Origin of the sequence: Halalkalibacter nanhaiisediminis, from assembly GCF_007830185.1 — a bacterium.
In the GTDB taxonomy this organism is placed as follows: Bacteria; Bacillota; Bacilli; order Bacillales; family Bacillaceae_D; genus Halalkalibacter; species Halalkalibacter nanhaiisediminis.
In genome coordinates this window covers 158,827-185,628 of sequence record NZ_VLKZ01000001.1, presented here as the reverse complement: position 1 = coordinate 185,628, position 26,802 = coordinate 158,827, and the positions used below count along the sequence as shown (strand labels likewise).

Here is a 26,802-nt window from a genome sequence, read left to right as displayed (position 1 = left end):
TTTGTCTCGTTCTATCTATTCGTTCATATCATTTTTCTAAAGCCCAAAAATGATTCTACCTAGAATGAGAGGAGAAGTCAAGGGATAGTTGAATTAGTTCAACTCTTCATCTTCTTCAAAATCATCATCTAGATCGTCATCTTCTGAATCTAAATCTTCGATATCTTCTTTATCTTCAAAATCATCATCATCATCATCATCTGAGTCTTCATCATTCGAAATCTCATCAAGTTCATCTTCAAGATCTTCGTACTCATCTTCATAATCATCGAAATCTTCCTCAAGATCGATATCATCGTCAAGAACTTTTGCCTTCTTACGCGGCTTTACTGGTGTTGTAATCTCTTCCTCTGCCTGCTCAAGCGCATACCAGCTCTTAAGTCCCCAACGATTATCTCCTAAAGAGTGAAAGCGCCCATCAATATTCATATCTGTATAAAGATTAGCAATACGTGCTTCCACTTCTTCTTTTGACATTCCTTTAATTGCAGCCACTTCTTCTACAAGATCGTAATAATCAAACGGCTCACGCTTTTCTTTCATCACTTCAAATGCAATTTCAACCATAGAAATCTCTTGAATTTCTTCCGGAGTCATCTCTTGAAAATTCATCCATTGCACGTCCCTTCAATCAATCTTCTATCTATTGTCCAATCGTTATTCGTCAAGGAGGATACTCAAGCACCCAAATCTCTTGATTTTCCTTATCCTCTTTTACATACGTACTATAGAAAGCATACTTTTCATTATAAACATATTTTTCATGAATATGCTAGCTGATCCAAAAGAAAAAATTGCTCAATTTCTAGCCTGCTTTTTCCTAGTCATTTTTCATATCGATCAGCTTTTTAATATACAGCTTGCTCCTCCTTAAATCAATTAACTCTTTATGAAAGCGAACGAGTGGATTAATCGGATCATCTTCAAACACAAAAACAATTTCAACATGCAAACCATTATTTAACTCAGCATAGTTTCCAATGGCCATTTCCATGAACCTTTTTATAAATAGTCCTACATGTGTCGGCTCCAGTTTCCTGAATGCATCATTCTTGATTTGCTTTAACACATCATACAGTGCAAACCCTTTACGGTAAACTCTATCCGATATCATCGCATGAAACACATCAGCAATGGCAATGATTTTTGAATAAGGATGAACAGTTTCAGCTGTCTTTCCGTCTGGATAACCAGATCCATCCTCTCTTTCATGATGCTCGAGTGCCATTAGACAAATGCCCTCAGAAAACCGTCCGTCATTGGTCAAGATTTCATAACCGTAGATTGCATGCATTTGCATGTGCTCATATTCTTCCTTCGTGAGCGCACCAGGCTTCATTAAGATGTGATCGTCAATCCGTAACTTGCCAATATCATGAAGTAATCCTCCAAGTGTAATAAGATGAATCTCTTCTTCTGTCATTTTCAGCCATTTCGCAAGTAATGAAGCAACAATCGCTACACCGATATTATGACGATACGTATAATCGTCTTTCCCTTGCATGCCATTTAGTAAAATGGTTAATCTATGTTCTTTAGCTAAGAGCTTCACTTTTGGTAAAATCAAGGTTTCCACTTGAGAAATAGCTAATGGATTTGTTTTTATCTCACTGAATATCTCTCTAATTTCTTCAACTGTACCAGTTAAAAGCTTATTGTATTCATTACTCGTATAAGGAATAGATCGCACAAATTCTTCCAATCTATCATCGTCCATTTTTAAACGCTTTAGCAGAGATTCTGTTAAAATAACTCCTTTTTTTAAAAGAAGCGTACCTTCTGAAGCATAGATATTTCGATTAAGCTTACAACCAACAAACCGCTTGCACCGTTCTTCAAGTATTTCACTTTCTTGAACCGTCATTACTGTTTCCACACCTACCTTCAACCGTTTCAGCTATTTCATGCTTTCATTATACAATAGCGATATATATCAGAAAATACATATTAAAGAAAAAAGCAGTCTCTAAAAGACTACTTTTTTTCCTACATATTCCTTCTATATTGACCACCAACTTGATAGAGCGAGGCCGTAATCTGACCAAGGCTAGCGACTTTCACGGTTTCCATTAATTCTTCAAAAATATTACCGCCTGTCGTTGCGATTTCTTGCAAACGTTTCAGCGCTTTTTCCGACTCATCTGCATGACTCTTTTGGAATGCTTTAAGGTTAGCAATTTGCTGCTCCTTCTCTTCCTTCGTTGCCCGTGCAAGCTCCATGTTGAAGTCTTCTTCCTCTTCTTGGTTTGGATTCATATACGTATTCACACCAATAATCGGTAGTTCACCCGTATGTTTTTTCATTTCATAGTACATGGACTCTTCTTGAATCTTGCTGCGTTGATACTGTGTTTCCATTGCACCTAACACACCACCGCGATCATTAATCCGCTCCAGCTCCGTTAAAACAGCCTCTTCTACTAAGTTAGTCAGCTCTTCGATAATGAATGAACCTTGTAAGGAGTTTTCATTCTTCGCTAGACCAAGCTCCTTTGTAATAATCATTTGAATCGCCATTGCTCGACGAACAGATTGCTCTGTTGGGGTTGTGATCGCTTCATCAAATGCATTCGTATGCAAGGAGTTACAGTTATCAGAGAGTGCCATTAATGCTTGCAACGTTGTGCGAATATCATTAAAGTCAATTTCCTGAGCATGCAAGGAGCGACCAGATGTCTGAACATGATACTTTAGCTTTTGACTTCGCTCATTTGCTTGATACTTATGCTTCATCACCGTTGCCCAAATGCGGCGAGCAACACGGCCAATCACCGTATATTCTGGGTCGAGTCCGTTGCTGAAGAAGAATGAGAGATTCGGTGCAAATTTGTTAATGTCCATTCCTCGACTGAGATAGTACTCAACATACGTAAACCCGTTTGCCAGTGTAAAGGCTAGCTGCGAAATCGGATTCGCTCCAGCTTCAGCAATATGATAACCAGAGATGGAGACGGAGTAATAATTACGAACATGATGGTTGATAAAATATTCTTGAATATCTCCCATCATTCGCAATGCAAATTCCGTAGAGAAAATACATGTATTCTGGCCTTGATCCTCTTTTAAAATATCTGCTTGAACAGTCCCTCTTACCGTTGAAAGCGTCATGGCACGAATGTCGGCATATTCTGTTGCCGTTGATTGACGTCCTTTTTCTAATTCAAAACGTTCTACCTGTTGTTCAATCGCTGTGTTCATGAACATGGCTAGAATAATTGGAGCTGGTCCGTTAATCGTCATCGAAACGGATGTGGAAGGAGCGCATAGATCAAAACCAGCATAGAGCTTTCTCATATCATCTAGTGTACAAATACTAACGCCGCTCTCTCCTACCTTTCCGTAAATATCCGGGCGATAATCAGGATCTTCTCCGTATAATGTTACGGAATCAAAGGCTGTACTTAAACGCTTTGCCGTATCATCCTTTGAGAGATAATGAAAACGACGATTCGTTCGCTCTGGCGTTCCTTCACCTGCAAATTGACGCTTCGGATCTTCTCCTGTTCGTTTAAACGAGAAAACACCTGCCGTATATGGAAATGAACCAGGAACATTTTCTTCCATAGACCAACGTAAAATTTCACCCCAGTCCTCGAACTTCGGCAATGATATTTTCGGAATTTTCAAGCCTGACAAGCTCTCTGTCGTAAGCTCTGTCACAATTTCCTTATCTCGCACTTTTGTGACATGCGTATCACCCTTATACGCTTCCTTAAGTGTTGGCCAATTGTCTAAAATGGCTATGCAAGCTGGATGAAGCTTCTGCTTATACATTTGCTTTGTTTGCTCAAGCTGTTCGATCAATTCAGCTGTCGCCATACCGTGCTGCTCTATCGCCTCAATTGTTCCCGTAATTTGAAAGAGCTTCCGTGCAACGTCAACTTGTTCCTCTGTTAAACGCTTGTAATTGCGAACCGTTAAGACAATGTCTCGCAAATATTGTGTTTGTTCAGGTGGAATGATGATATTTTGTTTTATAACCTCTGGACTCGTTTCGATTGTGGTTTGCCAGTCCTTCTTGCATTTTTTTGCGATCACTTCAATTAAAGCAGCAAACAATGTGTTTGTTCCAAGATCATTGAACTGACTCGCGATCGTTCCATATACAGGCATCGCTTCAGTTGGCTCTTCGAAGCGATTGCGACTGCGCTGATATTGCTTACGCACATGTCTCAAAGCATCTTCTGAACCTTTTCGATCAAATTTATTAATTGCGACCACATCAGCAAAATCAATCATATCAATTTTCTCAAGCTGTGATGGTGCTCCGTACTCACTTGTCATAACATAGAGGGAAACATCCGATATGTCCGCAATTTCAGCATCCCCTTGACCAATACCACTCGTTTCCACAATGATGAGATCATAGCCTGCTGCTTTGGCGACCGCAATGGCATCACGAATACTAGCAGAAATTTCTGTCCGAGACCCGCGCGTTGCCAGACTCCGCATGAAGACACGGCTATCATGAATCGCATTCATCCGAATACGGTCTCCAAGCAATGCCCCTCCCGTCTTTTGCTTCGTTGGATCAATCGAGAGAATCGCAATTGTTTTATCCTTAAACTCAAAAAGAAAACGACGAACAAGTTCATCTGTTAAAGAGCTTTTCCCAGCTCCCCCTGTTCCCGTTATCCCAAGAACAGGTACGTCTGTCGCCATTTCACGCAATTGCGTTAATGTCGCTTCAAGAGTTGCCGCTGATTCCTTTTGCATATCAGCATATTGCTCGGCAAGCGTCATACAACGTGCCACAGCTCGCGTATTTTTCTCCTTCAATTGCTCAATTTCTTCATTGATCTGATCAACGGTTGGGAAATCACATTCTTCAAGCATTTGATCAATCATACCTTGCAGACCATTTTTACGGCCATCTTCTGGTGAAAAAATCCGCGCAATCCCGTACTCATGCAGCTCACGAATTTCTGGAGGTGTAATCACTCCTCCGCCTCCACCATAAATACGAATATGCCCTGCTCCTTTTTCTTGCAATAAATCGTAGCAATATTTAAAAAATTCAACATGCCCGCCTTGATAAGAAGAAATCGCAATACCTTGTACATCCTCTTGAATGGCAGCGTTTACAATTTCATTAACAGAACGGTTGTGACCGAGGTGAATAACCTCAGCCCCACTCGCCTGTAAAATTCTTCTCATAATATTAATAGACGCATCATGACCATCAAATAAGCTCGATGCTGTGACAAAGCGAACATGATGCTGTGGACGATAGACTTTTGTTTCCCCCATACTATTTCCTCCTTTAATTAGGACGATCTAATACTTGCAAGCACTTGTTCAATTTGAAGCGTTGTGTACTCTTCAAGCGTAAAAAGCTTTTGAATCGACCAGCGACGAAATGTCCACATATGTCCTTGGACAAGAATGTTATGGGCAGTTAATTTAATTTCTGGTTCACTCAACTGAAAAACACCCTCTGCCACACAATCTCGAATAACTTTCTCAATCATTTCTGTCATTTCGAGTTCTTTTTGCAGCACATAAGGAAGCGCCTCTTTTGGCAAAGATTTTGCTTCCTGATACATAACAAGTACCTCATCCTGCATATCATTAACGACTTGAAAATACGCTGCAATCGCTAATTTCAAGCGCTCAATGCCTTTACTATTCGTATGAAGCTGCTGCGTTAGACGATCACTGACTTCATCATAAATCGCATCACAAACGAGGTAGAGGATATCTTCCTTTGAACCAATATATTCATAGAGTGTACCGATGCTAAAACCAGACTCCTTGGCGATTTCCCTCGTTGTTGTCCGGTGAAAGCCTTTCTCTGTAAACAAACGAACGGCACCTTTAATCATTTGTTCTCTGCGCTTTTTCACAAGCTGTGGATCTTTTACCATTGATGGGACTGATTTCTTCACTTTAGCCAACCTACTTTCATTAGTATCATTGTTGCTATAAGCATACTAAACTTCTAAGCAACGTTCCATAATGACGAGTAGTTAGTCAGCCAGCAACATCTTTGAAATAACTAAGCGCTGGATTTCATTTGTTCCTTCGTAAATTTGTGTAATTTTCGCATCACGCATAAAGCGTTCAACTGGGTATTCCTTCGTGTAGCCATAGCCACCAAAGACTTGAACGGCTTCTGTCGTCACTTCCATCGCTGTATCACCAGCAAATAGCTTCGACATCGCTGATTCCTTTCCGTAGGAGAGCCCTTCACTTTCCTTCCAAGCAGCTTGATACGTTAACAAACGACTTGCCTCAATTTTCGTCGCCATATCTGCCAGCTTAAAGGCAATTCCTTGTTGAGCACCAATCGATTTACCGAACTGCTTACGTGCTTTTGCGTATTCAACAGATGCGTCAAGAGCACCTTGAGCAATACCGACTGCTTGAGCAGCGATTCCATTACGGCCCCCGTCTAATGTCATCATCGCAATTTTAAAGCCTTCTCCTAAACGACCAAGCATATTTTCTTTCGGTACTCGGCAATCCTCAAAAATGATCTCCGTTGTCGGAGACGAGCGAATCCCTAGCTTTTTCTCCTTCTTGCCGACAGAAAAGCCTGGTGCATCTCCGTCGACGATGAATGCTGTTACCCCTTTGTGACGTAACTCAGGCTCTGTAACCGCAAAAACGACATAAATGTCAGCAATACCACCGTTTGTGATGAAAATTTTTGATCCATTAATGACATAATCGTCACCATCTAATACAGCTGTCGTTTTCATCGCAGCCGCATCCGAACCAGAACCCGGCTCTGTTAAGCCGTATGCACCGATTTTCGTTCCTTCTGCAAGCGCACGTAAATACGTCTGCTTCTGCTCCTCCGTACCAAACTTATAAATTGGCCAACCAGCAAGAGATGTATGCGCAGATAACGTTACCCCTACTGATGCACAGACACGCGATAATTCTTCAACGGCAATGACATAGCTCATATAATCTGCACCGATACCACCATATTCCTCTGGCCACGGAATCCCTGTTAACCCTAGCTCCGCCATCTTATCAAAAATTTCACGGTCAAAACGCTCCTCCTCATCACGTTCAGCTGCCGTTGGTTCGACTTCCTTCTTCGCAAAATCACGGACCATTTTTCGAATCATTTCTTGTTCTTCTGTTAGTAGAAAATTCATGCTAAATCCTCCTCTTAATCTGCTAATAGTTGCTTACTAATGACAAGTCTTTGAATCTCACTCGTTCCTTCATAGATTTCACACACTTTTGCATCTCGGAAAAAACGCTCAACAGGATACTCCTTCGTATAACCATAGCCACCAAATACTTGAACAGCTTCAATAGCGACCTCAACAGCTGTTCTCGAAGCAAATAGCTTAGCCATCGACGCTTCATGACCACAGCGTATGCCATTATCTTTTAGACTGGCCGCTCGATATGTGAGTAGCTTAGCCGCTTCCACCTTTGTCGCCATATCAGCTAGCTTGAAGCCAAGACCCTGCTGCTGACCAATTGCCCTTCCAAACTGCTTGCGTTCTTTCGCATAAGCGACAGCCGCTTCTAATGCCGCCTCAGCAATTCCAAGTGACTGCGCCGCAATCCCGATGCGACCATAATCGAGGTTAGACATCGCAATCTTAAATCCTTCTCCTTCTTGACCTAAAAGGTTACTAGCAGGCACAAGTGCATCAAAAAACACAAGCTCGGTCGTATTGGAGCCATGTAGCCCCATTTTCTTTTCTTTTTTTCCTACATGAAAGCCAGGCGTATCTTTTTCTACAATGAAAGCGGAAATGCCTTTTGAGCCTTTACTTGGATCAGTTGAAGCAAAGACAATATACGTATCTGCCTCACCGCCATTTGTGATGAAGACCTTCGAACCGTTTAGTCGGTAGACATCACCTTCTTTGACAGCCGTTGTCCTCAATCCTGCGGCATCTGACCCCGCACCAGGCTCTGTTAAGCCAAAAGCCCCTAAATATTTACCTGTTGCCAGTTGTGGTACGTATTTTTGTTTCTGTTCCTCTGTACCAAAATAAAGAATCGGATTTGTACCAACCGATGTATGAACGGATAAAATAACTCCAACCGTCGCACTTACCTTCGACAACTCATGAATCGCAATAATATAGGAGGTGAAATCCATCTCGGAACCACCATATTGTTCTGGGATCGGGATACCCATTAAGCCAAGCTCACTCATCTTATTGATAATCTCTCGTGGAAATGTTTCATTCTCTTCCATCTCTTCAATAAATGGTGTGATTTGTTCTTCCGCAAAAGCTCTGACCATTTTACGCATCATTTCCTGCTCGTCTGTAAACTGCAAGTTCATCCCTTTCACCCTCCTTTGAAGTCCATCTTGATGTCCTATATGATACATTCCCTTACGTATGTGCGTTACCTATGCTTCGTACGTATAGAAGCCACGTCCTGATTTTTTCCCAAGCCAGCCAGCTTTAACATATTTACGAAGCAATGGACACGGACGGTATTTATCATCTCCAAAGCCTTCATGTAACGTCTCCATAATATAAAGGCACGTATCAAGACCAATGAAGTCAGCCAAAGTCAATGGCCCCATCGGATGATTCATCCCAAGCTTCATCACTTCATCTACCGCTTCTGGTGACGCAACACCTTCAAACACGGTATAAATCGCTTCATTAATCATCGGCATTAAAATTCGATTGGACACGAATCCTGGGAAATCATTGACTTCAACAGGTGTTTTTTCAAGCTTCAGGCTAAGATCTTTAATCGCTTGATACACTTTTTCGCTTGTCGCAAGCCCGCGAATAATTTCAACCAGCTTCATTACTGGAACTGGATTCATAAAGTGCATGCCGATCACTTGCTCTGGACGCTTGGTCGCTGCTGCAATTTCTGTAATCGGAAGAGAGGACGTATTCGTAGCTAGGATGGCATGAGCTGGCGCAATTTGATCAAGCTCAGCAAACAAAGCTGTTTTAATGTCCATATTTTCAACTGCCGCTTCAATGACGACATCGACATCACTTGCATTTGTTAAATCTGTTGATGTGCTTATACGGCTAAGAATACTTTCCTTATCTGCTTCACTTATTCGACCCTTTTCAACTTGGCGTAGAAGGTTCTTTGTCATTGTTGACATTCCACGTTCTACAAATTCGGACTTTAAGTCATGCAAGACAACATCAAGACCTGCCATAGCATGCACTTGTGCAATCCCTGACCCCATTTGTCCTGCACCAATGACCATTACTTTTTTTATCTCCATCCTTCTCTCCCTTTCAGTGTTTTTCATTTTAAAACCTTACTTTACTTCGATTAAAATAGCATCCCCTTGCCCACCACCACTGCAAATGGAGGCAATACCTAAGCCGCCGCCTCGTCTTTTTAATTCATAAGCAAGTGTTAAAATAATCCGCGTTCCACTTGCTCCAATTGGATGACCGAGAGCAACCGCCCCACCATTCACATTGATTTTTTCTGGATCAAGATCAGCAAGTTGCCTGCTAGCAAGCGCGACTGCCGCAAACGCTTCATTAATTTCAAAAAGATCAATGTCTGATGCTTTAAGGTTTGTTTTATCTAAGAGTTGATTAATCACAAGGCCTGGAGTCTTTGGAAAATCTTCAGGCTTTGTGGCAAGAGCCGTATGAGCGATAATTGTTGCCAGTGGCGAGAGTCCTTCTTGCTTAGCCTTTTCCTCGGACATAAGCAAAAGGGCTGCTGCACCGTCGTTTACCCCTGGCGCATTTCCAGCTGTGATCGTTCCATCCTTATCAAAAGCCGGTTTCAGTTTTGCCAGTGATTCAAGCGACGTATCTTTGCGCGGCGCCTCATCTTCACGAACGAGTACAGCATCTCCTTTACGTTGCGGAATGGAGACGGCGACGATTTCGTCAGCAAATGTACCTGATTCTATTGCTTTTGCAGCACGCATTTGACTGCGATATGCCCACTCATCCTGCGCCTTGCGAGATAGCTTAAGCTCCTGCGCCACACCATTTCCATACGTGCCCATATGGACATTTTCAAATGAGCACGTCAAGCCATCGTACACCATTCCGTCAATCATTTCCGAATGACCCATTCTCGCTCCCCAGCGCGCTTTTGGAAGATAGTAAGGCGCATTACTCATGGATTCCATTCCACCAGCCACAACAACGTTCGCGTCTCCTAAACGAATCAACTGATCAGCCATCGTGACACTTCTCATGCCTGATGCACATACTTTATTGATCGTTTCCGTTTGAACAGTCCAAGGTAAGCCCGCTGCATGTGCTGCTTGACGAGACGGAATTTGACCTTGCCCAGCTTGAAGAACATTTCCAATGATGAGCTCATCAACTTGTTTTCCAGACCAATTCGCTCGTGCTAATGTCTCTCTAATCGCAATTCCGCCAAGCTTTGCAGCACTCAAGCTACTTAAGGCCCCACCGAACTTAGCAAAAGGCGTTCTAGCTCCACTGACAATAACCGTCTTCATACGAATCTCTCCTTTTAAAAATTTTACTAATACCGACCGAACGCTCGCTCGGAATTAGAACAAACATCTATCCTGCTTTATGACAAAGCAGGACGAGATAGTTTTATCTTCCATATTGTTTTTATTTAGCTAGTATAGAAGTCTTTGAAAGCCCTTACTTTAATTTATTCTAGTGAACGAGCTCATTCTCCTTCTTAAAAAGTGATTTTTCTAAAATTTCTACAATGTCTAACGTTTGAACGTCTTCCTCGACTTCTTTCGCCTTCGTCCCATCACTAAGCATGGTTAGGCAGTAAGGACATCCACTTCCGATCATAGATGGCTTGACTTCAAGAGCCTGTTCTGTCCGAGCAACATTGACACGTTGACCAGCATCTTCTTCCATCCACATCATGCCTCCACCAGCACCACAGCACATTCCGTTTTCTCTGTTGCGCTCCATTTCGGTTAGCTTTACGCCTGGAATTGCTTTTAAGATTTCACGCGGCGGCTCGTAAACCTCGTTGTAACGACCAAGATAACAGGAGTCATGATAAACAATCGTTTCATTTACTTCATATTTCGGCTTAATACGGCCTTCTGCTATCAGCTTCGCTAGCAATTCGGTATGGTGATAGACTTCCACATCTTCAAGACCGAATTCAGGGTACTCATTTTTAAACGTATTGTAGGCATGCGGATCAATCGTCACGATTTTCTTGACACCATGCTTTTGGAATAATTCAATATTGGCTGTCGCAAGCTCTTGGAAAAGAAATTCGTTTCCGAGTCTGCGTGGTGTATCACCAGAATTCTTTTCTTTGTTCCCAATGATCGCAAATGAAACACCTGCTTCATTTAGCACTTTCGCAAACGATTGGGCAATCTTTTGACTACGCTTATCATATGAACCCATTGAACCAGCAAAGAAAAGATATTCAAATTCCTCGCCTGCTTTTTCCATCTCTTTGACTGTTGGTACGTGAATATCCTCACGTCCCTCGCGCCAGTTTTCACGCTCCTTACGGCTAATACCCCAAGGATTGCCTTGACGTTCGATGTTTGTCATCGCACGCTGCGCATCAGCATCCATCTTTCCTTCTGTTAGCACGAGATAACGACGCAAATCGATAATTTTATCAACGTGCTCATTCATGACTGGGCATTGATCTTCACAGTTACGGCACGTTGTACAGGCCCAAATTTCTTCCTCTGTAATGACGTCACCAATTAAGCTTACATCATAGCCAGCTGCCGCTTCGGATCCACCAGCACCCGCCATCGCTAGTTGGTTTGCTTTTGTATTCGAAAAAGCAAATGCAGGTAGCCATGCTGATTTTGACGTTACAGCTGCGCCTTTTTCTGTTAAGTGATCACGCATTTTCACAATCAGATCCATTGGTGAGAGCATCTTTCCTGTGCTGGTTGCTGGACACATGTTCGTACAGCGCCCGCACTCCACACAGGCATACAAATCAACTAATTGCTTTTGATTAAAATCTTCAATCTTATTAACACCGAATACTTCTTGGCTTTCATCTTCAAAGTTGATCGATGAAAGGCGTCCAACCTTGTGCGTACGACCAAGAAAGACATTAATTGGACCCGCAATTAAATGGGCATGCTTTGATTGAGGCACATAAACAAGGAAAGTGAGTAAGAATAATAAATGCATCCACCAGAAGACAAAGAATAGGCTGCCTGCCACTGCAGGTGATACGAAGCTAAAGACAGCTGCAATACCTGAGGCAATCGGTTCAAAGCCACTAAGTGGTTTTCCAAGCCAAATAATCTCCATTCCTTTTGCAATCAGCTTTGATGTCATCAAACCACCAATGAAAATGAGGACAAGCCCTGATTTCCAGCCCCGCTTCAGACGGACAAGCTTCTCAATGTAACGACGATAGAAAGCCCACACAACCGCCACTAAAATCATGATTACGACGATTTCTTGGAAAAAGGTAAAGTACGGATAAAGCGGGCCTAATGGTAAGTGCGAGCCAATCGCAAGCCCTTTCCAAATCAAATCGATTGCCCCGAGTTGAACCATCAAAAATCCATAGAAGAACATAAGATGGATGATCCCACTTTTCTTATCCTTAAGGAGTTTCTTCTGTCCAAACACATTGATCCAAACCGCATCAAGGCGTTCCTTCATCGTATGATTAAACTCAGCTTTTTTACCGAGCTTAATGTATTCATACCTTGTTCTGACTAGCGTAACGAACAAATACACTGCATAGCCAGTTACAAGAAGAAACGCAAGCCAATTGATCCATGTTAACGCTTCCACAAATAACGTCCCCTTTCATCCGCCCAAGCTTTTCTGTCAGCATTTTGCTAAAGTAACGGATAGTCAAATTGAATGTTTAGAAAATAACAAATTTTATAACGTCATTATAGCATATATTTTAATGAATGAGCATTCAGTCGGAAATTTTTTTAAAAATTTTTCTCCATTTGGGTAATGCTATGATTAGGACTTGTTTAGAAAGAAGGTTAAATTATGCATGGATTCATCCTTTCTATTCTTATCATTATTACTATTATTGTATGGTTGCGGATTGATTTTGTGCTCGGACGGAATAAGCAACGGCAAGAAGCGACGAAGCATGAGCAAAAGACACGCTACGGGGAAATTGAATTACTTCCAACTGGAGAAGAATTTTTTCAGTATCTACTTCAAGATATGCAGCAAGCCACTGATCATATTCATCTTCTTTTTTATATTTTCCGTAGTGATCATATCGGCAGTAAGCTCATTAGCATCTTAGAAGGAAAATCAAGAGAGGGAGTTGTTGTTCGCATTCTAGTTGACCGTTTTGGCTGCCACATCTCAAAAAAACAACTAAAACAAATGAAACAAGCAGGGATTCAATTTGCCTATTCTCACCCTCCCAACTTCCCTTTTCTGTTTTTCACACTAAATCGAAGAAACCATCGCAAAATCGCGATTGCTGATGGCCGTATTGGCTATATTGGTGGCTATAATATTGGTGATGAGTATTTAGGAAGGGATTCAACATTCGGTTTTTGGCGTGATTTTCACCTTCGAATAAAAGGAGATGGCGTTCAAGATTTACAGGAACAATTTTTGCAGGACTGGCAGACAGCAAAACAGGTGGATGTAAAAGAAGAGTCACACTATCCACCATTAGTAAAAGGACCACATCCCCTACGAATTCTGCCTACAGATGGCGTTTATCTTGAGGACACCTTTATTGATTTAGTGAAACAGGCAAAAGCAACCATTGTAATCGGTACACCCTATTTCATCCCGGGTGAACTGTTGCAGCAGGAGCTGATTTATGCTGCAAAAAGAGGCGTTGATGTTAGCCTTATTCTTCCGAAAAAAGCTGACCATCCTCTTGTAAAGGAGGCGGCCTTTCCTTACCTTTTACCCTTAGTGGAGGCCGGGGTTAATGTCTATCAATATTATCGCGGCTTCTTTCATGCGAAGTCGATCGTCATTGATGAGCAAATGTGTGATGTTGGTACAGCTAATTTTGACAAACGTAGTTTCCACATTAATCATGAAATCAATTGTCTTATCTATGATACAGAAATCGTTCAAACCGTCTTAAAAGAACTTCAACACGATATCGCCATTTCAGAACGTCTAACGATCGAGGCTTTAAGATCAAGATCTCTTATCGACAGAATGAGAGAAAAATTTGCCACTCTTGTGTCAGGATTGTTATAGCAACATTAAAAGAGCCTCGCAATTTTAAGCAAGGCTCTTTCGTTTGATCCAGCTATCAATAATTTGATTGCATTCATCTGGTCGTTTTGTTGGTACTTGATGAGCAACATTGCTCACAAAAGCAATGTCGATGTCCTTTACTTTTTGGCAATACGGAAGCAAGTATGAGCGCATGTAGAGATCACGCGCACCATAAATCAAGAGCAGAGGTGCCGTTATATGCTGAAGTCGATCTGTTGATACGTATTTCATTCCGGCTTCATAAATCCGCTGTAATGTTGGTCCATCTGCTTGTTTAATAAAATTCGCCATGTCACGACGACATGTATGTGAATTGAAATGAGCCGCTGGTAGCATCAAAGAAAATAGATTCAATAGCTGTTTTCTAGCAGCCCATATACCTAGTTCAAACTCTTTTTTCAGTAAAAAGGTCGATACCTCTGGAAAGCCTCCAATTAGAATGACTCCTGCTGTTTGATCAGGGTACTGCAAAGCAAACTCTTGAGGAATTGCTCCTCCATTTGAATACCCGCATAAAATCACAGGTCCTAATTTCAAATCGACAACAAGGGCATGGACCATCTCCATAAGATCGGTGACAGAGGACACGGGATGTACTCTTGTTGTGCGTCCACTGTCCAGTAAATCAACAAAAATGAGCTGATAACTCTTTGCTAATGGACGTTGAAACCGAAACGTCAGATGGCCCATCACAGGAGGATGACAAAAAACAATCGGCATACCTTCTCCATGTACCTCGTAATAAAGATTCACATCTCCATACTGAAAATACGGCAAATCACTCGTCCCCTTCCTCTTAAAGATCAGTGGGGATACACTAGCTTACAAGGACTTCTCAACCCCTATGACTGAAAAAATGGCATAACCCATTGAAACAGCTTGTAGCCTAGAAAAATGCCGACAATACCCATAATACCTGAGAGTGCTGGTGGGGCAGGGATCGGCAGCTTAATAAGCGCAAAAACAAATCCAACAGCCAGTCCCGCAATTAGGGCAAGGATGATTTCTTGCATCAATATCCCTTCTTTCTATTCTTATGATGTCTGAAAACGTTGGCTTTATTCCTTGATTAAGCGAAACAACTTGTATCGGGCAAATTGGAGGGTTTATCGATGAAACGAGAAATGCCAACATTAATCGATTAAACAATAACTTCAATAACAAACCAAACAATTAGCAACAACTGCACAACGAACTTAGCAAAGGTACTGCTTAGGAAGGCAAACAAAGACGCAATCGCAACCATAAAGGCATGCCTCGCATTTTTCGCTGACATTAGCTCTGTGACAAAGACGAGAAGAAACGGCACAAGAATGACACCAAATGGTGGATAGACAAATGAACCGATGATGACACCAATGGCTGCCATCCTCTCTCCCCATTTTGAACCGCCGTATTTTTTCACAAAAAACTGACTCGCTATCAAATCAGCGGCAATCATCAAAATCGTTAAGACACCCGCACCGATCCAGAACCAAATCGAAAGGGGCTCACCGTCGATCCCAAATTGATACAGAAGAAATCCACCCCATAATACGAGTACAGACGGAACAATCGGAAAAATCAACCCAACAAAGCTCAAAATAAATAGAGCTATAATGAGAATCCAAAAAATAATTTCCATGATCTTGTCACCTCATTTTCTTATTTTCACACAAAAGCTCTCCCCCTACACATAGCATGGGGAGAGCTTCGTTGATTACATTTTTTCTGGTGCATTCACTCCAACAAGAGCAAGTGCATTTTTGATTGTGATTTGTGTCGCTTTCATTAACGCAAGACGTGCACTCGTTTCTTGGCTAGCTTCTGGATCAATGACACGTTCTGCATTGTAGAAGCTATGAAGCGTTGAAGCTAGCTCATGAGCATAGTTTGTAATACGATGCGGCATTTGCTTCTCGGCTGCTTCTGCAACAACAAGTGGGAAATCTCCAACCGTTTTTAACAGCTCATATGCCTTTTCAGAAGCAAGGCTCTTGAGGTCTGTTGACTCATCAAAGCTAAAGCCTTGCTCTTCACCTTGACGAAGCATGCTACAAATACGCGCATGGGCATACTGAACATAGTAAACTGGATTTTCATTTGATTTCGACACTGCTAAATCCATATCAAAATCAAGCTGCGTATCTGGGCTGCGCATTGCAAAGAAATAACGAGTCGCATCAATTCCTACTTCTTCCATTAGATCGCGCAACGTAACAGCTTTCCCTGTACGCTTACTCATCTTCACCTTTTCCCCGCCTTGGTACAAGCTAACCATTTGAATAATTTGTACTTCAAGCTGCTCAGGGGCATAACCAAGTGCCTGAATCGCCGCTCTCATACGAGGGATATAGCCGTGATGGTCAGCTCCCCAAATGTTGATCAGCTTTTCAAAGCCACGCTTCATCTTGTCTTGGTGATAAGCGATATCTGGTGTTAAGTACGTATAGCTTCCATCATTTTTGATTAAAACACGATCCTTATCATCACCATATGTTGTCGAACGGAACCACGTTGCTCCGTCTTCCTCATATATTTCGCCTTTTTCCTTCAATACCTTTAATGTCTCTGTTACTTTATCTGTTTCGTATAAAGACGTTTCTGAGAACCAGTTATTGAACTCGACACGGAATTCTTTTAAATCCACCTTGATCTTATCAAGCTCTTTTTCTAATCCATATTGGCGCAAGAACGCATGGCGCTCTTCCTCTGATACGTGAACATACTTATCGCCGTACTCATCAGCAAGCTGCTTTCCAAAGCCAATAATATCTTGACCATGATAGCCGCTCTCAGGCATTTCTTTTTCAAGACCAAGTGCTTGATAGTAACGAGCTTCAAGTGAAAGCGTCAGATTGTTAATTTGATTACCTGCATCATTGATGTAATATTCACGCTCAACCTCAAAGCCAGCTTTCGCTAAGACATTACAAAGAGAATCACCAACAGCTGCACCACGGGCATGACCTAAGTGAAGCGTCCCTGTTGGGTTAGCAGAAACAAACTCAACTTGAATACGTTTGCCTGCTCCAACATTTGTTTCGCCGTATGTATCGCCCGCTTTTAAAACAGTCGGAACGATCTCACGTAAATACGAGTTATCCATAAAGAAGTTAATGAAGCCAGGTCCAGCAATTTCTACTTTTTCAATTGACGCACGTTCATGATTTAACTTAGCGACTAGTTCTTCTGCAATGGTACGCGGCGCTTTTTTTGCTACTCTTGCTAGCTGCATCGCCATATTTGTCGCATAATCACCGTGTGTTTTTTCTTTAGGTGTTTCCAACACAACCTCTGGAATCTGCTCCTCTGTTGCAAGACCTGCTTCTATTACAGCAGCAGCAATTTCATCTTTAAGCTGCTGCTTTATTTGTTCTACACTGTTCATTTTGTTGTATCCTCCTCTAATGTCAACCGTACTTGATGCACTCCTGTATCTTGTCCCTGTAAGGCAAATTGATAGGACAATTGAATACTCCCTTTTTGTTTGCCTGAAGGCCACTGGACAAAGACTTTATCTGTTGTCGCTGTTGTTTCCCACGAAGCTTCTGGTGTGACATAACGTCCAACCGTCTTTTCACCAGAAACAAACGCTTGACGCATTAAAATCACGCCCTGACGAATCAACATCAACTCGCGGCCATTCCACTTCATCGTTGTTTGTACCGTATCGGTTTCAGAAAGCGACTCCTCAAATCGTAGGTAATCGTTATTCCCTTTATGATAAAGTTCGCCTCTTGTTGTGAATTCATAAGACTCTGTATGATCACCATGCGCTATTTTCGTTTGAAAACGCATTTTAATGGCACGTTTTATCGCTTTTTCCATGCTCTCGCACACCTTTCTATTGTTCAAGTTTAGCGAGTTTGGCAAGCAGTTGCAAGAAGGTTATATAACTTTTCAACACACAACTGTATGCCTTTCTTAGTTAATCAATATTTTTATAAAAAAAGACGAGCAACCATCCTTAGGTCACTCATCTGCGTCGGATCGTTATTTCACCCAGCCAAGAAGCATTTCACGAATAAACTTACTTGCCGCGATTTGTGTTTGTTCCGTTGGATCATAAGCAGGTGCGACTTCAACAAGGTCAGCACCTATGACGTTCACATCTGACTTTGCAATTGCTCCAATGGCTTCAAGCAATTCTTTTGACGTAATTCCTCCTGCTTCTGCTGTTCCTGTGCCAGGGGCATGAGCTGGGTCAAGAACGTCAATATCAATGGTGACATAGACATTACGTCCAGCAAGTGAAGGAAGGATTTCCTTCAATGGACGCGCAACTTCAAACTTTGACATATGCATGCCTGATTCTTTTGCATATTGAAACTCTTCGCGCATGCCTGAACGAATCCCAAATGAATAGACATTTTCTGGCCCGATTAATCCACATGCTTTGCGAATTGGCGTTGAATGAGAAAGAGGTTCTCCCTCATATTGCTCACGTAAGTCAGCATGAGCATCCATATGAATAATGGCCATATCTGGATACTTCCTGTACATCGCTTTAAAAATTGGCCATGACAACAGATGCTCACCGCCAAGTCCTAGAGGAAATTTACCATCTGCAAGCAATTTATCAACATACTCTTCTACCATATCAAGGCTACGGGCTGCATTCCCAAAAGGAAGGGGAATATCGCCAGCGTCAAAGTAGTTTACCTCTTCTAAATGCTTGTCCATATAAGGGCTATACTCTTCAAGTCCAAGTGATGCTTCACGAATACGTGCAGGACCAAAGCGTGAGCCTGGGCGGAACGACACCGTCCAGTCCATTGGCATTCCGTAAATAACAGCCTTGCTTTCTTCATAGCTTGGATTGCTCATAATAAATACTTTTCCTGAATAGGCCTCATCAAAACGCAATTGCTATCTCTCCTTATTTCACTAAGTCGCCAACGAATTTAGGTAATGCGAAGGCTGCCTTATGAAGATCTTTTGTATAATATTTTGTTTCTATATCATGAAAACGGCTCTCTTCAACTTCGAGTGGATCGTGCTTCTTAGAACCGATTGTGAACGTCCAAAGACCACTTGGATATGTTGGAATATTCGCTGTATAAAGGCGTGTAATGGGGAAAATCTCCTTCACATCCATGTATACTTTTGTCACTAATTCGCTATGGAACCAAGGGTTGTCCGTTTGAGCAACGAAAATCCCGTCTTCCTTCAACGCCTTAGCAATCCCTTCATAAAACCCTTTTTCAAATAACTTCACTGCTGGACCAACTGGCTCTGTTGAGTCAACCATGATGACATCATATGCGTCTTTTGCCTGTGCAATATGCATAAAACCATCATCAATCTGTACATCGACACGCTCATCATCTAATGCTCCTGCAATCGACGGAAGATACGTTTTCGAGTACTCAATGACTTTACCACCAATTTCTACGAGCGTTGCTTTTTCAACTGATGGATGCTTTAGTACTTCACGAATGACCCCTCCATCTCCGCCACCAACGACTAAAACATGCTTAGGATTAGGGTGTGTGAATAAAGGAACATGTGCCACCATTTCGTGATAAACAAACTCATCCTTCTCTGTTGTCATAACCATGCCATCTAACACGAGCATGTTGCCAAACTCTTCCGTTTCAATGACATCAAGCTGTTGGAAATCTGTCTTTTCGCTATGTAACGTACGCTTAATTTTGGCTGTAATGCCAAAACGTTCTGTTTGTTTTTCGGTAAACCATAATTCCACTTCATTCACCTCTATGTTCAAACTCAATTTGGATATAGAGTTAGGGTCTTCTATTTTTCTTCATATTATTAGCTTACATTCAACATAACAAATGAAAGTATAAAGGAATAGACCAAAAAAGCAAGCAAAAATTATCCAACATCTACTCCCGTTTATGTTTAAAAACATCGCTTTCTACCAAAAATGGAAAGTACGTTACGAATCTAAGAACGGAGTGATGATATGGAAGTCATCATTAATCGGCGAATTCGACGAACAAGACGCATTGTTCGCTTGCTATTTCGGCTCTTTTTAATCGGCCTTGTCCTCGCAGCTGCAGGAGCAGTTGCGCTTCTTTCTTATACAAAAATGCAGGGGCCTCCGCCGCTGAATGTTTCGCAAACAACTATTTTTTACGGCGCGGATAACTCCCCAATCGGTGAACATCATCAAGGTGAACATAGGTTATGGGTTGATTTATCAGCTATTGCACCTGATGTGATTGACGCAACACTCTCAATCGAGGATAGGAGATTTTATCAGCATTTTGGTTTTGATCCAAACCGTATTGGCGGAGCTGTGATCGCAAACTTGAAGTCTGGGTCAAAAGCACAAGGAGCAAGTACAATTACACAGCAATATGCACGTAATCTTTATTTAACCCATGATAAAACATGGAAGCGTAAATGGAATGAACTGTTGTATGCCCTTCGACTTGAGATGAATTATGAAAAGGATGATATTTTAGAAGGTTATTTAAATACGGTTTACTACGGACATGGGGCGTACGGCATTGAAGCTGCATCCCACCATTATTTTGGAAAATCAGCGAGTAAGCTAACGCTTGCAGAAGCGAGTATGTTAGCAGGTATTCCAAAAGGTCCGAGCTATTACTCCCCACTTTTTGATTATGAGCGAGCGAAAGAACGCCAAGGTGTTGTTTTGCAATCAATGGTGACAAATGGGGTGCTTACACAGGTAGAGGCAGATGCTGCTCATTTAGAAGAGTTAGCTTTTATTCGAGATGAGCTTGACCGACCTTCTGTTGTTGGTCCCTATTTTCAAGATGTTGTGGAAGAACAACTCATAGAGGAAGTCGGACTTGATCGCGTACTATTTGAAGCGGGCGGACTGAAAATTTATACAACCTTAGATCCACAGATGCAAAAAGAGGCTGAACGCTGGGTTGAAGCAGAAATGCCAGATTCTGAACTACAAACGGCTCTTGTAGCAATTGATCCGCGCACAGGTGATGTACGGGCCCTTGTTGGTGGAAAGGATTATGCTGAGAGTCCATATAACCGGGCGACACAAGGAACGAGGGCACCAGGCTCATCCTTTAAACCATTTCTCTATTATGCTGCACTTGAAAATGGATTTACGCCCGCTTCGACGTTATTAAGTGAGCCAACAACGTTCACTTATGATGATGGGCGAGCAAACTATTCACCTAGAAATTTTCAAGATAATTATGCGAATGATTTTATCACTCTTTTACAGGCAATGGCCTTTTCCGATAATATCTATGCTGTGAAAACTCATCTTCTGCTTGGGCCAGAGAAATTGATTGATGTAGCAGAAAGAGTTGGTGTGGAGAGCCCGTTGCATCAAAACCCTGCATTAGCTCTTGGAACATCCGAGGTGAATGTATTAGAAATGGTTCGGGGCTATAGTCCATTTGCCAATGGCGGAAAACGGGTCGAGCCTCGCTTTATTCGTAAAGTTGTTGATTCAGAGGGGAATGTCTTATTTGAATCAGAGCCTAGCTTGACACAAGTGCTCGATCCTAAGTTGACATTTATTTTAACGGATATCATGACAGGCATGTTTGACCCTTATTTAAATGCTCATACGTCTGTAACAGGTGGCTCTGTAGCTCATTTAGTCAGTCGCCCTGTTGCCGGAAAATCAGGTTCGACCGCAACAGATAGCTGGATGGTCGGCTACACACCACAACTTGTTACTGGAGTTTGGGTAGGCTATGATAAAGGACAAACGCTTGAGCAACGATCAGAAGGACAAATCGCCAAGCGTATTTGGGCCAATTTCACTGAGCATGCACTAGCAAATCAGTTGAAGCTACCTTTTCATCAACCAGACGGTGTCGTCGCTGTTGAAATGAACCCTGAAAACGGTCTGCTCGCCACCGCAGACTGTCCGACACACAGGCTAACTTATTTTATTGAAGGAACCGAGCCAACAAAGCCTTGCCCAGCAAAGGCGCCAGATGGCGAAGTTGAAGCCATTGATGAGACAACACACGAAAAGGAAAAGCTTCTTAATCGTTTTTTTAAGTGGTTTCGAGATTAAAACGCTACCACAAACTTGTCAAATAATGAAAAAGCGCAAAGGGAAAGTACCCATTGCGCTTTTTCGTGTCCTAGTATAAATGTGTTTTTATACTCCCTTCAGTTTACTCGCTAATGTCGAAAAGCTCAAGGGCGAGGTTAAGTGTTCAAAAATCGTTCAAAGTTGTTGGATATTAGGTCTTTACAAATGAGAAATGACCACTCTCTCCTATTTAGGCTGTAATGCCTCATGCAAAGCTTTATCTGAGTGCAACCACATTTGCTCATTATGATTCTTTAAGAAATCGGCAAGAATGTTCTTTGATAACTCATCCATATGTTCAACGATGATATGCCCTTTAAGAGACTTATCCATCTTATTAACGTGTTCAGGTAAGCTCTTATAACCGCGACGAATTTCTGTATCGACTGTCATTTCACAACCTGTTACACCTGCGTAATAAGGCTTGCCATCCTTGTATTGGATCGCCACCCATACAAGCCAGTAGAGCTTGCCATTTGGAACCTCTTCCTTATTCGGAAGGAATTTAATTCGTTTTTCAACCGCTGAACGAGCATGAAGGGCACCCATATCCACAAATGCCTCTCCTTCTTCTGGATCAACAAATACTGGTGAGATATTGTCTAAATTCATAACACCAGCCCCGTATCCTCCATGACCAGAGGTTGAATCCCCACTTAAAATATTAAAACCTGTCTTTTTCTTTTTCAAGTTATCGTCGTTCAATAAATCCACAGAAATCATCCTTTCTTCGTCTCTTCCTTATTCAAATTCTACACAAAATGACCCTACTTATGCTAGTCTTAAGATAACGTTTTCCACCGAAACATCCTCATCAACGTATTTTATATGTATATGAGGAAACATCTTAAGTGGACACGTACACATTTTTTAAGGAGCGATTCATCATGCCAATTGTCACTGTCAAAATGCTTGAAGGCCGTTCAGACGATCAAAAACGTGCATTGATCGAAAAAATAACGGATGCCGTTACAGAAACAACAGGCGCACCAGCTGAGCGTGTATCTGTTATCATCGAAGAAATGAAACCAACCAATTTGGGTATCGCGGGCAAACGTCCTTCAGATTCATAAGATTGTAAATTGAAAGCCCACTTTCCTATTGGAAAGTGGGCCTTTTTCAAAAGAAAAGAACGTTTATTGTACTTTCCTCATTTCAATTAGCTTCCGTAATGATTCGATAAAGACGTAACCTTGTTCAATATCGTCTTCGCTGTAATTTTGCTTGCGTTTAAGGGTAAATACCTTCTCTTTGACATCAGCCCGCGGGAGCTCTTCGAAATACAAAAGCGTTGAGACAAGCTCTAGAAAACGTGAACTTTGCTCATTCAACTGCTGTGCGAGCTCTTCCATTTGCGGTAGGTCAAACTGATACAAATCAAGGAATTTCTGTCCTGCTTCAGAGAGCATATAACGATATTGATAATAATTCCCTTTATCTTCCTTCGTTTCAGCAACAAAGCCAAGATTACATAATTCCTCTACACGAAGCGATAATTCCTCTGAGTATGGTCCAAACATGTGGAACTTATACCGCTCTGAAAATGGCATATCCAGCTTCTTTGCGATATAGATCATTTTTTGCAGCTTTTTCCGTCCAATAACCTCACCAGCCTGCAAAAAAAGCGCCATCACGTTTGCATGGTCCTTAAGCAATGCCTATTCCCCCTTCCCTCACACATTCAGTAATGCCCGAATCTTTTGTTTCACATCTTTATGTTCACGCTCGTCCTCTAAGTAATCAAGCGGAAAGTAAAGCTTATGGTCTGTTCTCTTTTTACCCGAAATCGCCTCAACGACATCCGACTCACGCGAAAGTTCACGTAGCTTTCCACTTGGTATAATAAGGTGGATCGGTAAGCGCTCTTCCTCTTCACCAGGTCGGTAAAAATCATACGGTAAATCAGAAGACGAATCGACAACTAAATAATAATCAGGATTCAAGTCCGCCTGACGAAATAGCTCTTGAAGCTTCGGCCAATCATTCATTCGTTGATTTGGGTTAAATTCGACATATTTAAACAAACGTCTATTTAGGAATCTTACACAAAGATCACTTAAAATGCGATCCTCTTCTTCCTGCCAAATTTGAAAATAATATAAGGTTATCGCCTCATCTAACCGTAAATAATCATTCAAGCTCCCTTTTCCGTGAAAGAAAGAATAGAAATGATGAGGGGCATGTTTAAATATATAATCCGATTCATAAAGTTCCTTGGCACGCTTGAAGATTTTACTCAAAATCACCTCAGCACTACGTGTGACAGGATGAAAATAGACTTGCCAATACATTTGATAACGGCTCATAATATAATCTTCTACCGCATGCATCCCGCTCTGCTTGATGACAACCTGATCTTCCATCGGTCTCATTACTCGCAAGATGCGCTCCATATCAAAATGGCCGTAGCTAACACCCGTATAATAGGCATCACGCTGCAAATAGTCCATGCGATCAGCGTCAATTTGACTGGAAATAATGCTTGTCACAAGCTTATTAGAGTAAGTCTTCTCAATGACATCGGCAACAGCTTGCGGAAAATCCGTGCTCACACGTAAGAGAACTTGATTAATTTCCGTCTCACCTAAAATAATTTCCCGTGTCCATTCTTCATGGTCCGTATCAAACACCTTTTCAAATGAATGCGAGAAAGGCCCATGACCGACATCGTGTAGTAATGCTGCAGACAACGCTAGCAAGCGCTCCGAATCATCCCAATGTGGTCTCCCTTTAAACTCCTCAAGAATTCTTCTCGTGATTTCATAAACACCTAGCGAATGGTTAAAGCGTGTATGTTCAGCACCATGAAAAGTCACATACGTCGTTCCAAGCTGACGAACACGACGTAATCGTTGAAATTCTTTTGTTCCAATTAAATCCCAAATTAACTCGTCACGTACATGAATATATCTGTGAACGGGGTCTTTAAATACTTTTTCTTCTTCTAATTGACGATCATAAGGTTTAGTCATAAGTCCCTCTCGTTTCCATAGAGTCGTATACCCATTATAACGAAGATAAAACGCTAACAGCTAGTAAAATAAGACGTTGATGTTAGAAAACTTGCATTTTCACCGAGAGTTAATGGCAAATGCGATTAAACTTTTAAAAAGGTGAGTTTTCAAAAGTACAAAAAAAGAAGGCGATTCAAATGAATCGCCTTCCTGACATTAAACTTAATTATTATTTATAGATAATAGATATGGAATGCTTCTTTTCTTTCTGCTATTAAGACCCCGCTTTTTCTAGACGCTTTTGCTCTGAGCGATCAATAATAACAGCTGCTGCCGCATCACCTGTAATATTAACGGCAGTACGTAGCATATCTAAAATACGGTCTACAGCAAGAACAAGTGCAATTCCTTCTACCGGTAAGCCGACAGATTGTAAGACCATCGCAAGCATGATCATCCCAACGCCAGGTACACCCGCTGTACCAATACTAGCAAGCGTTGCCGTTATGACAACCATTACTAGATCACCCATTGTAAGGTCAACACCAAACACTTGAGCAATGAAGATCGTCGCAACACCTTGCATAATCGCTGTACCATCCATATTAATTGTTGCTCCAAGCGGCTGTACGAAGCTCGATACTTGTTTTGATACACCTAGATTTTCCTGTGCTGTCTTCATCGAAACAGGCAATGTTGCATTACTACTCGATGTACTGAAGGCAACAGTCATCGCAGGGAAGAAGCCTTTGAAGAACTGAATTGGGTTCATTTTCGCCAGTAACGCAATCGCCCCGCCGTATGTCACAATTGAATGAACGAACAATGCAAGAACAATCGTTACAACATACATAGCCATCGAGCTTAACGCATCTAAACCTAGTTTTCCTAACGCTGACGCAATAAGAGCAAATGCCCCAATCGGCGCAAACTTCATCGCAACTGTAACAAGGTACATCATAATGTCATTCCCTTGTTCCACCAGCTTTAGAACACCTTTTGTCTTATCTCCTAAATTAGCCAATGCTAAACCAACAAAAACGGCAAATACAATGATTTGCAACATATCTCCTGAAGCCATTGCTGCAACTGGGTTTGATGGAATCATATTAAGAAATGTTTCCATTACAGGTGGCGCTTCTGATGGAGTGTATTCCTGTTCTTCTTCACCCATTAGTCCAGGTTGGCCAGGCTGAATAACATAAGCAAGTGATAAAGCAATAATAAGCGCAATTGCTGTTGTTATAAGAAAAAAGATAACGGTACGTGATCCGATTCGTCCTAGCTTTTTCGGATCTCCAACACCCGCTGTTCCAAGCACAATTGAAAAGAATACAAGTGGGACAACAAGCATCGTAATTAATTTAAGAAATAACTGCCCTAGCGGGGTTAATGCATACGTATCAATTGGAACAAATGCATTTGGCGCAAACACATTAAATCCAAGTCCAACGATAATACCTACAATAAGAGCAATAATAATTTTTTTAGTTAAACTCATCATTTTTCCTCCAATCTTCCCTATAATCTTTTGCCACAATTTCACAAAAGATTATTAACTTTTAATTTCTTCCCTTTATTTTAACGGATAAAACTTAGTTTGCGTAGAAAAACATTTTAATAATAAAATTTTTTTTTGCGTGATTACACAAAATATCCCTCTACTGAAAGAGACTAACCATATTCTAAAGGTAGCTCGCTATAATTTATGAATATTAAAACAATTCTCATTTTTAAT

General features: G+C 41.6%; 23 protein-coding genes. 3 read left to right on the top strand and 20 right to left on the bottom strand.

The genetic code is table 11. The annotated features are described in order from the left end of the window. Positions 1-93: 93 nt before the first annotated feature. The 9 genes from rpoE to IQ10_RS00830 form a co-directional block, all read right to left on the bottom strand. Complete coding sequence (rpoE, locus tag IQ10_RS00870; RefSeq protein WP_144448591.1) at positions 94-612, bottom strand: DNA-directed RNA polymerase subunit delta; 519 nt, start codon at positions 610-612, stop codon at positions 94-96. A 208-nt stretch (positions 613-820) separates the two neighbouring features. Next, positions 821-1,876: an HD-GYP domain-containing protein gene (locus IQ10_RS00865; RefSeq protein WP_144448590.1), complete on the bottom strand. Its 1,056-nt coding sequence runs from the start codon at positions 1,874-1,876 to the stop codon at positions 821-823. 110 nt (positions 1,877-1,986) lie between these two features. Next, positions 1,987-5,250, bottom strand: a complete 3,264-nt coding sequence (icmF, locus tag IQ10_RS00860; RefSeq protein ID WP_144448589.1) for a fused isobutyryl-CoA mutase/GTPase IcmF — start codon at positions 5,248-5,250, stop codon at positions 1,987-1,989. Between the two features lie 17 nt (positions 5,251-5,267). Then, positions 5,268-5,867, bottom strand: coding sequence for a TetR/AcrR family transcriptional regulator (locus IQ10_RS00855; protein WP_144448928.1), 600 nt, complete (start codon positions 5,865-5,867; stop codon positions 5,268-5,270). 102 nt (positions 5,868-5,969) lie between these two features. Beyond that, positions 5,970-7,112, bottom strand: a complete 1,143-nt coding sequence (locus IQ10_RS00850) for an acyl-CoA dehydrogenase (RefSeq protein WP_144448588.1) — start codon at positions 7,110-7,112, stop codon at positions 5,970-5,972. Between the two features lie 14 nt (positions 7,113-7,126). Further along, entirely contained in the window at positions 7,127-8,269 is a 1,143-nt protein-coding gene (locus tag IQ10_RS00845; protein WP_144448587.1) for an acyl-CoA dehydrogenase, read from the bottom strand. Positions 8,270-8,338: 69 nt separating this feature from the next. Beyond that, the gene (locus IQ10_RS00840) at positions 8,339-9,193 is read right to left on the bottom strand and encodes a 3-hydroxybutyryl-CoA dehydrogenase (RefSeq protein ID WP_144448586.1); all 855 of its coding nucleotides are present in this window, start codon (positions 9,191-9,193) and stop codon (positions 8,339-8,341) included. Between the two features lie 36 nt (positions 9,194-9,229). Then, complete coding sequence (locus IQ10_RS00835) at positions 9,230-10,408, bottom strand: acetyl-CoA C-acetyltransferase (protein ID WP_144448585.1); 1,179 nt, start codon at positions 10,406-10,408, stop codon at positions 9,230-9,232. Positions 10,409-10,577: 169 nt separating this feature from the next. Continuing rightward, a complete protein-coding gene (locus IQ10_RS00830; RefSeq protein WP_144448584.1) occupies positions 10,578-12,680 on the bottom strand; it encodes a heterodisulfide reductase-related iron-sulfur binding cluster in 2,103 nt (700 codons plus the stop codon). A 213-nt stretch (positions 12,681-12,893) separates the two neighbouring features. On the opposite strand from IQ10_RS00830, the gene cls reads away from it, so the two are divergent. Further along, a complete protein-coding gene (cls, locus tag IQ10_RS00825; protein ID WP_144448583.1) occupies positions 12,894-14,090 on the top strand; it encodes a cardiolipin synthase in 1,197 nt (398 codons plus the stop codon). A 24-nt stretch (positions 14,091-14,114) separates the two neighbouring features. On the opposite strand, the gene IQ10_RS00820 is transcribed toward cls, so the two are convergent. The 7 genes from IQ10_RS00820 to speE all read right to left on the bottom strand — a co-directional run bounded on the left by IQ10_RS00820 (position 14,115) and on the right by speE (position 19,800). Next, a complete protein-coding gene (locus IQ10_RS00820) occupies positions 14,115-14,888 on the bottom strand; it encodes an alpha/beta fold hydrolase (protein WP_144448582.1) in 774 nt (257 codons plus the stop codon). Between the two features lie 65 nt (positions 14,889-14,953). Then, the gene (locus tag IQ10_RS00815) at positions 14,954-15,124 is read right to left on the bottom strand and encodes a XapX domain-containing protein (RefSeq protein ID WP_144448581.1); all 171 of its coding nucleotides are present in this window, start codon (positions 15,122-15,124) and stop codon (positions 14,954-14,956) included. A gap of 128 nt (positions 15,125-15,252) precedes the next feature. After that, a complete protein-coding gene (locus tag IQ10_RS00810) occupies positions 15,253-15,735 on the bottom strand; it encodes a DUF456 domain-containing protein (protein ID WP_144448580.1) in 483 nt (160 codons plus the stop codon). Between the two features lie 75 nt (positions 15,736-15,810). Then, positions 15,811-17,481, bottom strand: a complete 1,671-nt coding sequence (gene argS, locus IQ10_RS00805) for an arginine--tRNA ligase (protein WP_144448579.1) — start codon at positions 17,479-17,481, stop codon at positions 15,811-15,813. Further along, positions 17,478-17,921 carry a YwiB family protein gene (locus IQ10_RS00800; RefSeq protein ID WP_144448578.1) on the bottom strand — a complete coding sequence of 148 codons (444 nt, stop codon included), beginning with the start codon at positions 17,919-17,921 and terminating at the stop codon, positions 17,478-17,480. Before IQ10_RS00800 ends, argS begins: the two co-directional genes overlap by 4 nt. A 165-nt stretch (positions 17,922-18,086) precedes the next feature. Then, a complete protein-coding gene (gene speB, locus IQ10_RS00795) occupies positions 18,087-18,959 on the bottom strand; it encodes an agmatinase (protein ID WP_144448577.1) in 873 nt (290 codons plus the stop codon). Between the two features lie 13 nt (positions 18,960-18,972). Continuing rightward, positions 18,973-19,800, bottom strand: coding sequence for a spermidine synthase (speE, locus tag IQ10_RS00790; protein WP_144448576.1), 828 nt, complete (start codon positions 19,798-19,800; stop codon positions 18,973-18,975). Between the two features lie 222 nt (positions 19,801-20,022). Between speE and IQ10_RS00785 the strand changes: the two genes are divergently transcribed. Further along, the gene (locus IQ10_RS00785; protein ID WP_144448575.1) at positions 20,023-22,089 is read left to right on the top strand and encodes a transglycosylase domain-containing protein; all 2,067 of its coding nucleotides are present in this window, start codon (positions 20,023-20,025) and stop codon (positions 22,087-22,089) included. A 207-nt stretch (positions 22,090-22,296) separates the two neighbouring features. Here the strand turns inward: IQ10_RS00785 and IQ10_RS00780 are convergent, their stop codons facing one another. Then, complete coding sequence (locus tag IQ10_RS00780) at positions 22,297-22,833, bottom strand: YwhD family protein (protein ID WP_144448574.1); 537 nt, start codon at positions 22,831-22,833, stop codon at positions 22,297-22,299. A gap of 161 nt (positions 22,834-22,994) precedes the next feature. Between IQ10_RS00780 and thmT the strand changes: the two genes are divergently transcribed. Next, complete coding sequence (thmT, locus tag IQ10_RS00775; RefSeq protein WP_496196984.1) at positions 22,995-23,183, top strand: 2-hydroxymuconate tautomerase; 189 nt, start codon at positions 22,995-22,997, stop codon at positions 23,181-23,183. Between the two features lie 63 nt (positions 23,184-23,246). Here the strand turns inward: thmT and IQ10_RS00770 are convergent, their stop codons facing one another. The 3 genes from IQ10_RS00770 to IQ10_RS00760 form a co-directional block, all read right to left on the bottom strand. Next, positions 23,247-23,765, bottom strand: coding sequence for a YwgA family protein (locus IQ10_RS00770; protein WP_144448572.1), 519 nt, complete (start codon positions 23,763-23,765; stop codon positions 23,247-23,249). A gap of 18 nt (positions 23,766-23,783) precedes the next feature. Beyond that, positions 23,784-25,082, bottom strand: a complete 1,299-nt coding sequence (locus tag IQ10_RS00765; RefSeq protein WP_144448571.1) for an HD domain-containing protein — start codon at positions 25,080-25,082, stop codon at positions 23,784-23,786. Between the two features lie 256 nt (positions 25,083-25,338). Next, positions 25,339-26,565: a dicarboxylate/amino acid:cation symporter gene (locus IQ10_RS00760; protein ID WP_144448570.1), complete on the bottom strand. Its 1,227-nt coding sequence runs from the start codon at positions 26,563-26,565 to the stop codon at positions 25,339-25,341. Positions 26,566-26,802: the final 237 nt, after the last annotated feature.

Bases quoted from the DNA above. Each gene is read 5' to 3' on its own strand.
- IQ10_RS00850 (WP_144448588.1), bottom strand. From the start codon at position 7,112: ATGAATTTTCTACTAACAGAAGAACAAGAAATGATTCGAAAAATGGTC.
- IQ10_RS00785 (WP_144448575.1), top strand. From the start codon at position 20,023: ATGGAAGTCATCATTAATCGGCGAATTCGACGAACAAGACGCATTGTT.
- IQ10_RS00855 (WP_144448928.1), bottom strand. From the start codon at position 5,867: ATGGTAAAAGATCCACAGCTTGTGAAAAAGCGCAGAGAACAAATGATT.
- IQ10_RS00815 (WP_144448581.1), bottom strand. From the start codon at position 15,124: ATGCAAGAAATCATCCTTGCCCTAATTGCGGGACTGGCTGTTGGATTT.
- IQ10_RS00845 (WP_144448587.1), bottom strand. From the start codon at position 8,269: ATGAACTTGCAGTTTACAGACGAGCAGGAAATGATGCGTAAAATGGTC.
- rpoE (WP_144448591.1), bottom strand. From the start codon at position 612: ATGAATTTTCAAGAGATGACTCCGGAAGAAATTCAAGAGATTTCTATG.
- cls (WP_144448583.1), top strand. From the start codon at position 12,894: ATGCATGGATTCATCCTTTCTATTCTTATCATTATTACTATTATTGTA.
- IQ10_RS00765 (WP_144448571.1), bottom strand. From the start codon at position 25,082: ATGACTAAACCTTATGATCGTCAATTAGAAGAAGAAAAAGTATTTAAA.
- IQ10_RS00780 (WP_144448574.1), bottom strand. From the start codon at position 22,833: ATGATTTCTGTGGATTTATTGAACGACGATAACTTGAAAAAGAAAAAG.
- argS (WP_144448579.1), bottom strand. From the start codon at position 17,481: ATGAACAGTGTAGAACAAATAAAGCAGCAGCTTAAAGATGAAATTGCT.
- IQ10_RS00760 (WP_144448570.1), bottom strand. From the start codon at position 26,565: ATGAGTTTAACTAAAAAAATTATTATTGCTCTTATTGTAGGTATTATC.
- IQ10_RS00840 (WP_144448586.1), bottom strand. From the start codon at position 9,193: ATGGAGATAAAAAAAGTAATGGTCATTGGTGCAGGACAAATGGGGTCA.
- IQ10_RS00810 (WP_144448580.1), bottom strand. From the start codon at position 15,735: ATGGAAATTATTTTTTGGATTCTCATTATAGCTCTATTTATTTTGAGC.
- IQ10_RS00800 (WP_144448578.1), bottom strand. From the start codon at position 17,921: ATGGAAAAAGCGATAAAACGTGCCATTAAAATGCGTTTTCAAACGAAA.
- icmF (WP_144448589.1), bottom strand. From the start codon at position 5,250: ATGGGGGAAACAAAAGTCTATCGTCCACAGCATCATGTTCGCTTTGTC.
- IQ10_RS00835 (WP_144448585.1), bottom strand. From the start codon at position 10,408: ATGAAGACGGTTATTGTCAGTGGAGCTAGAACGCCTTTTGCTAAGTTC.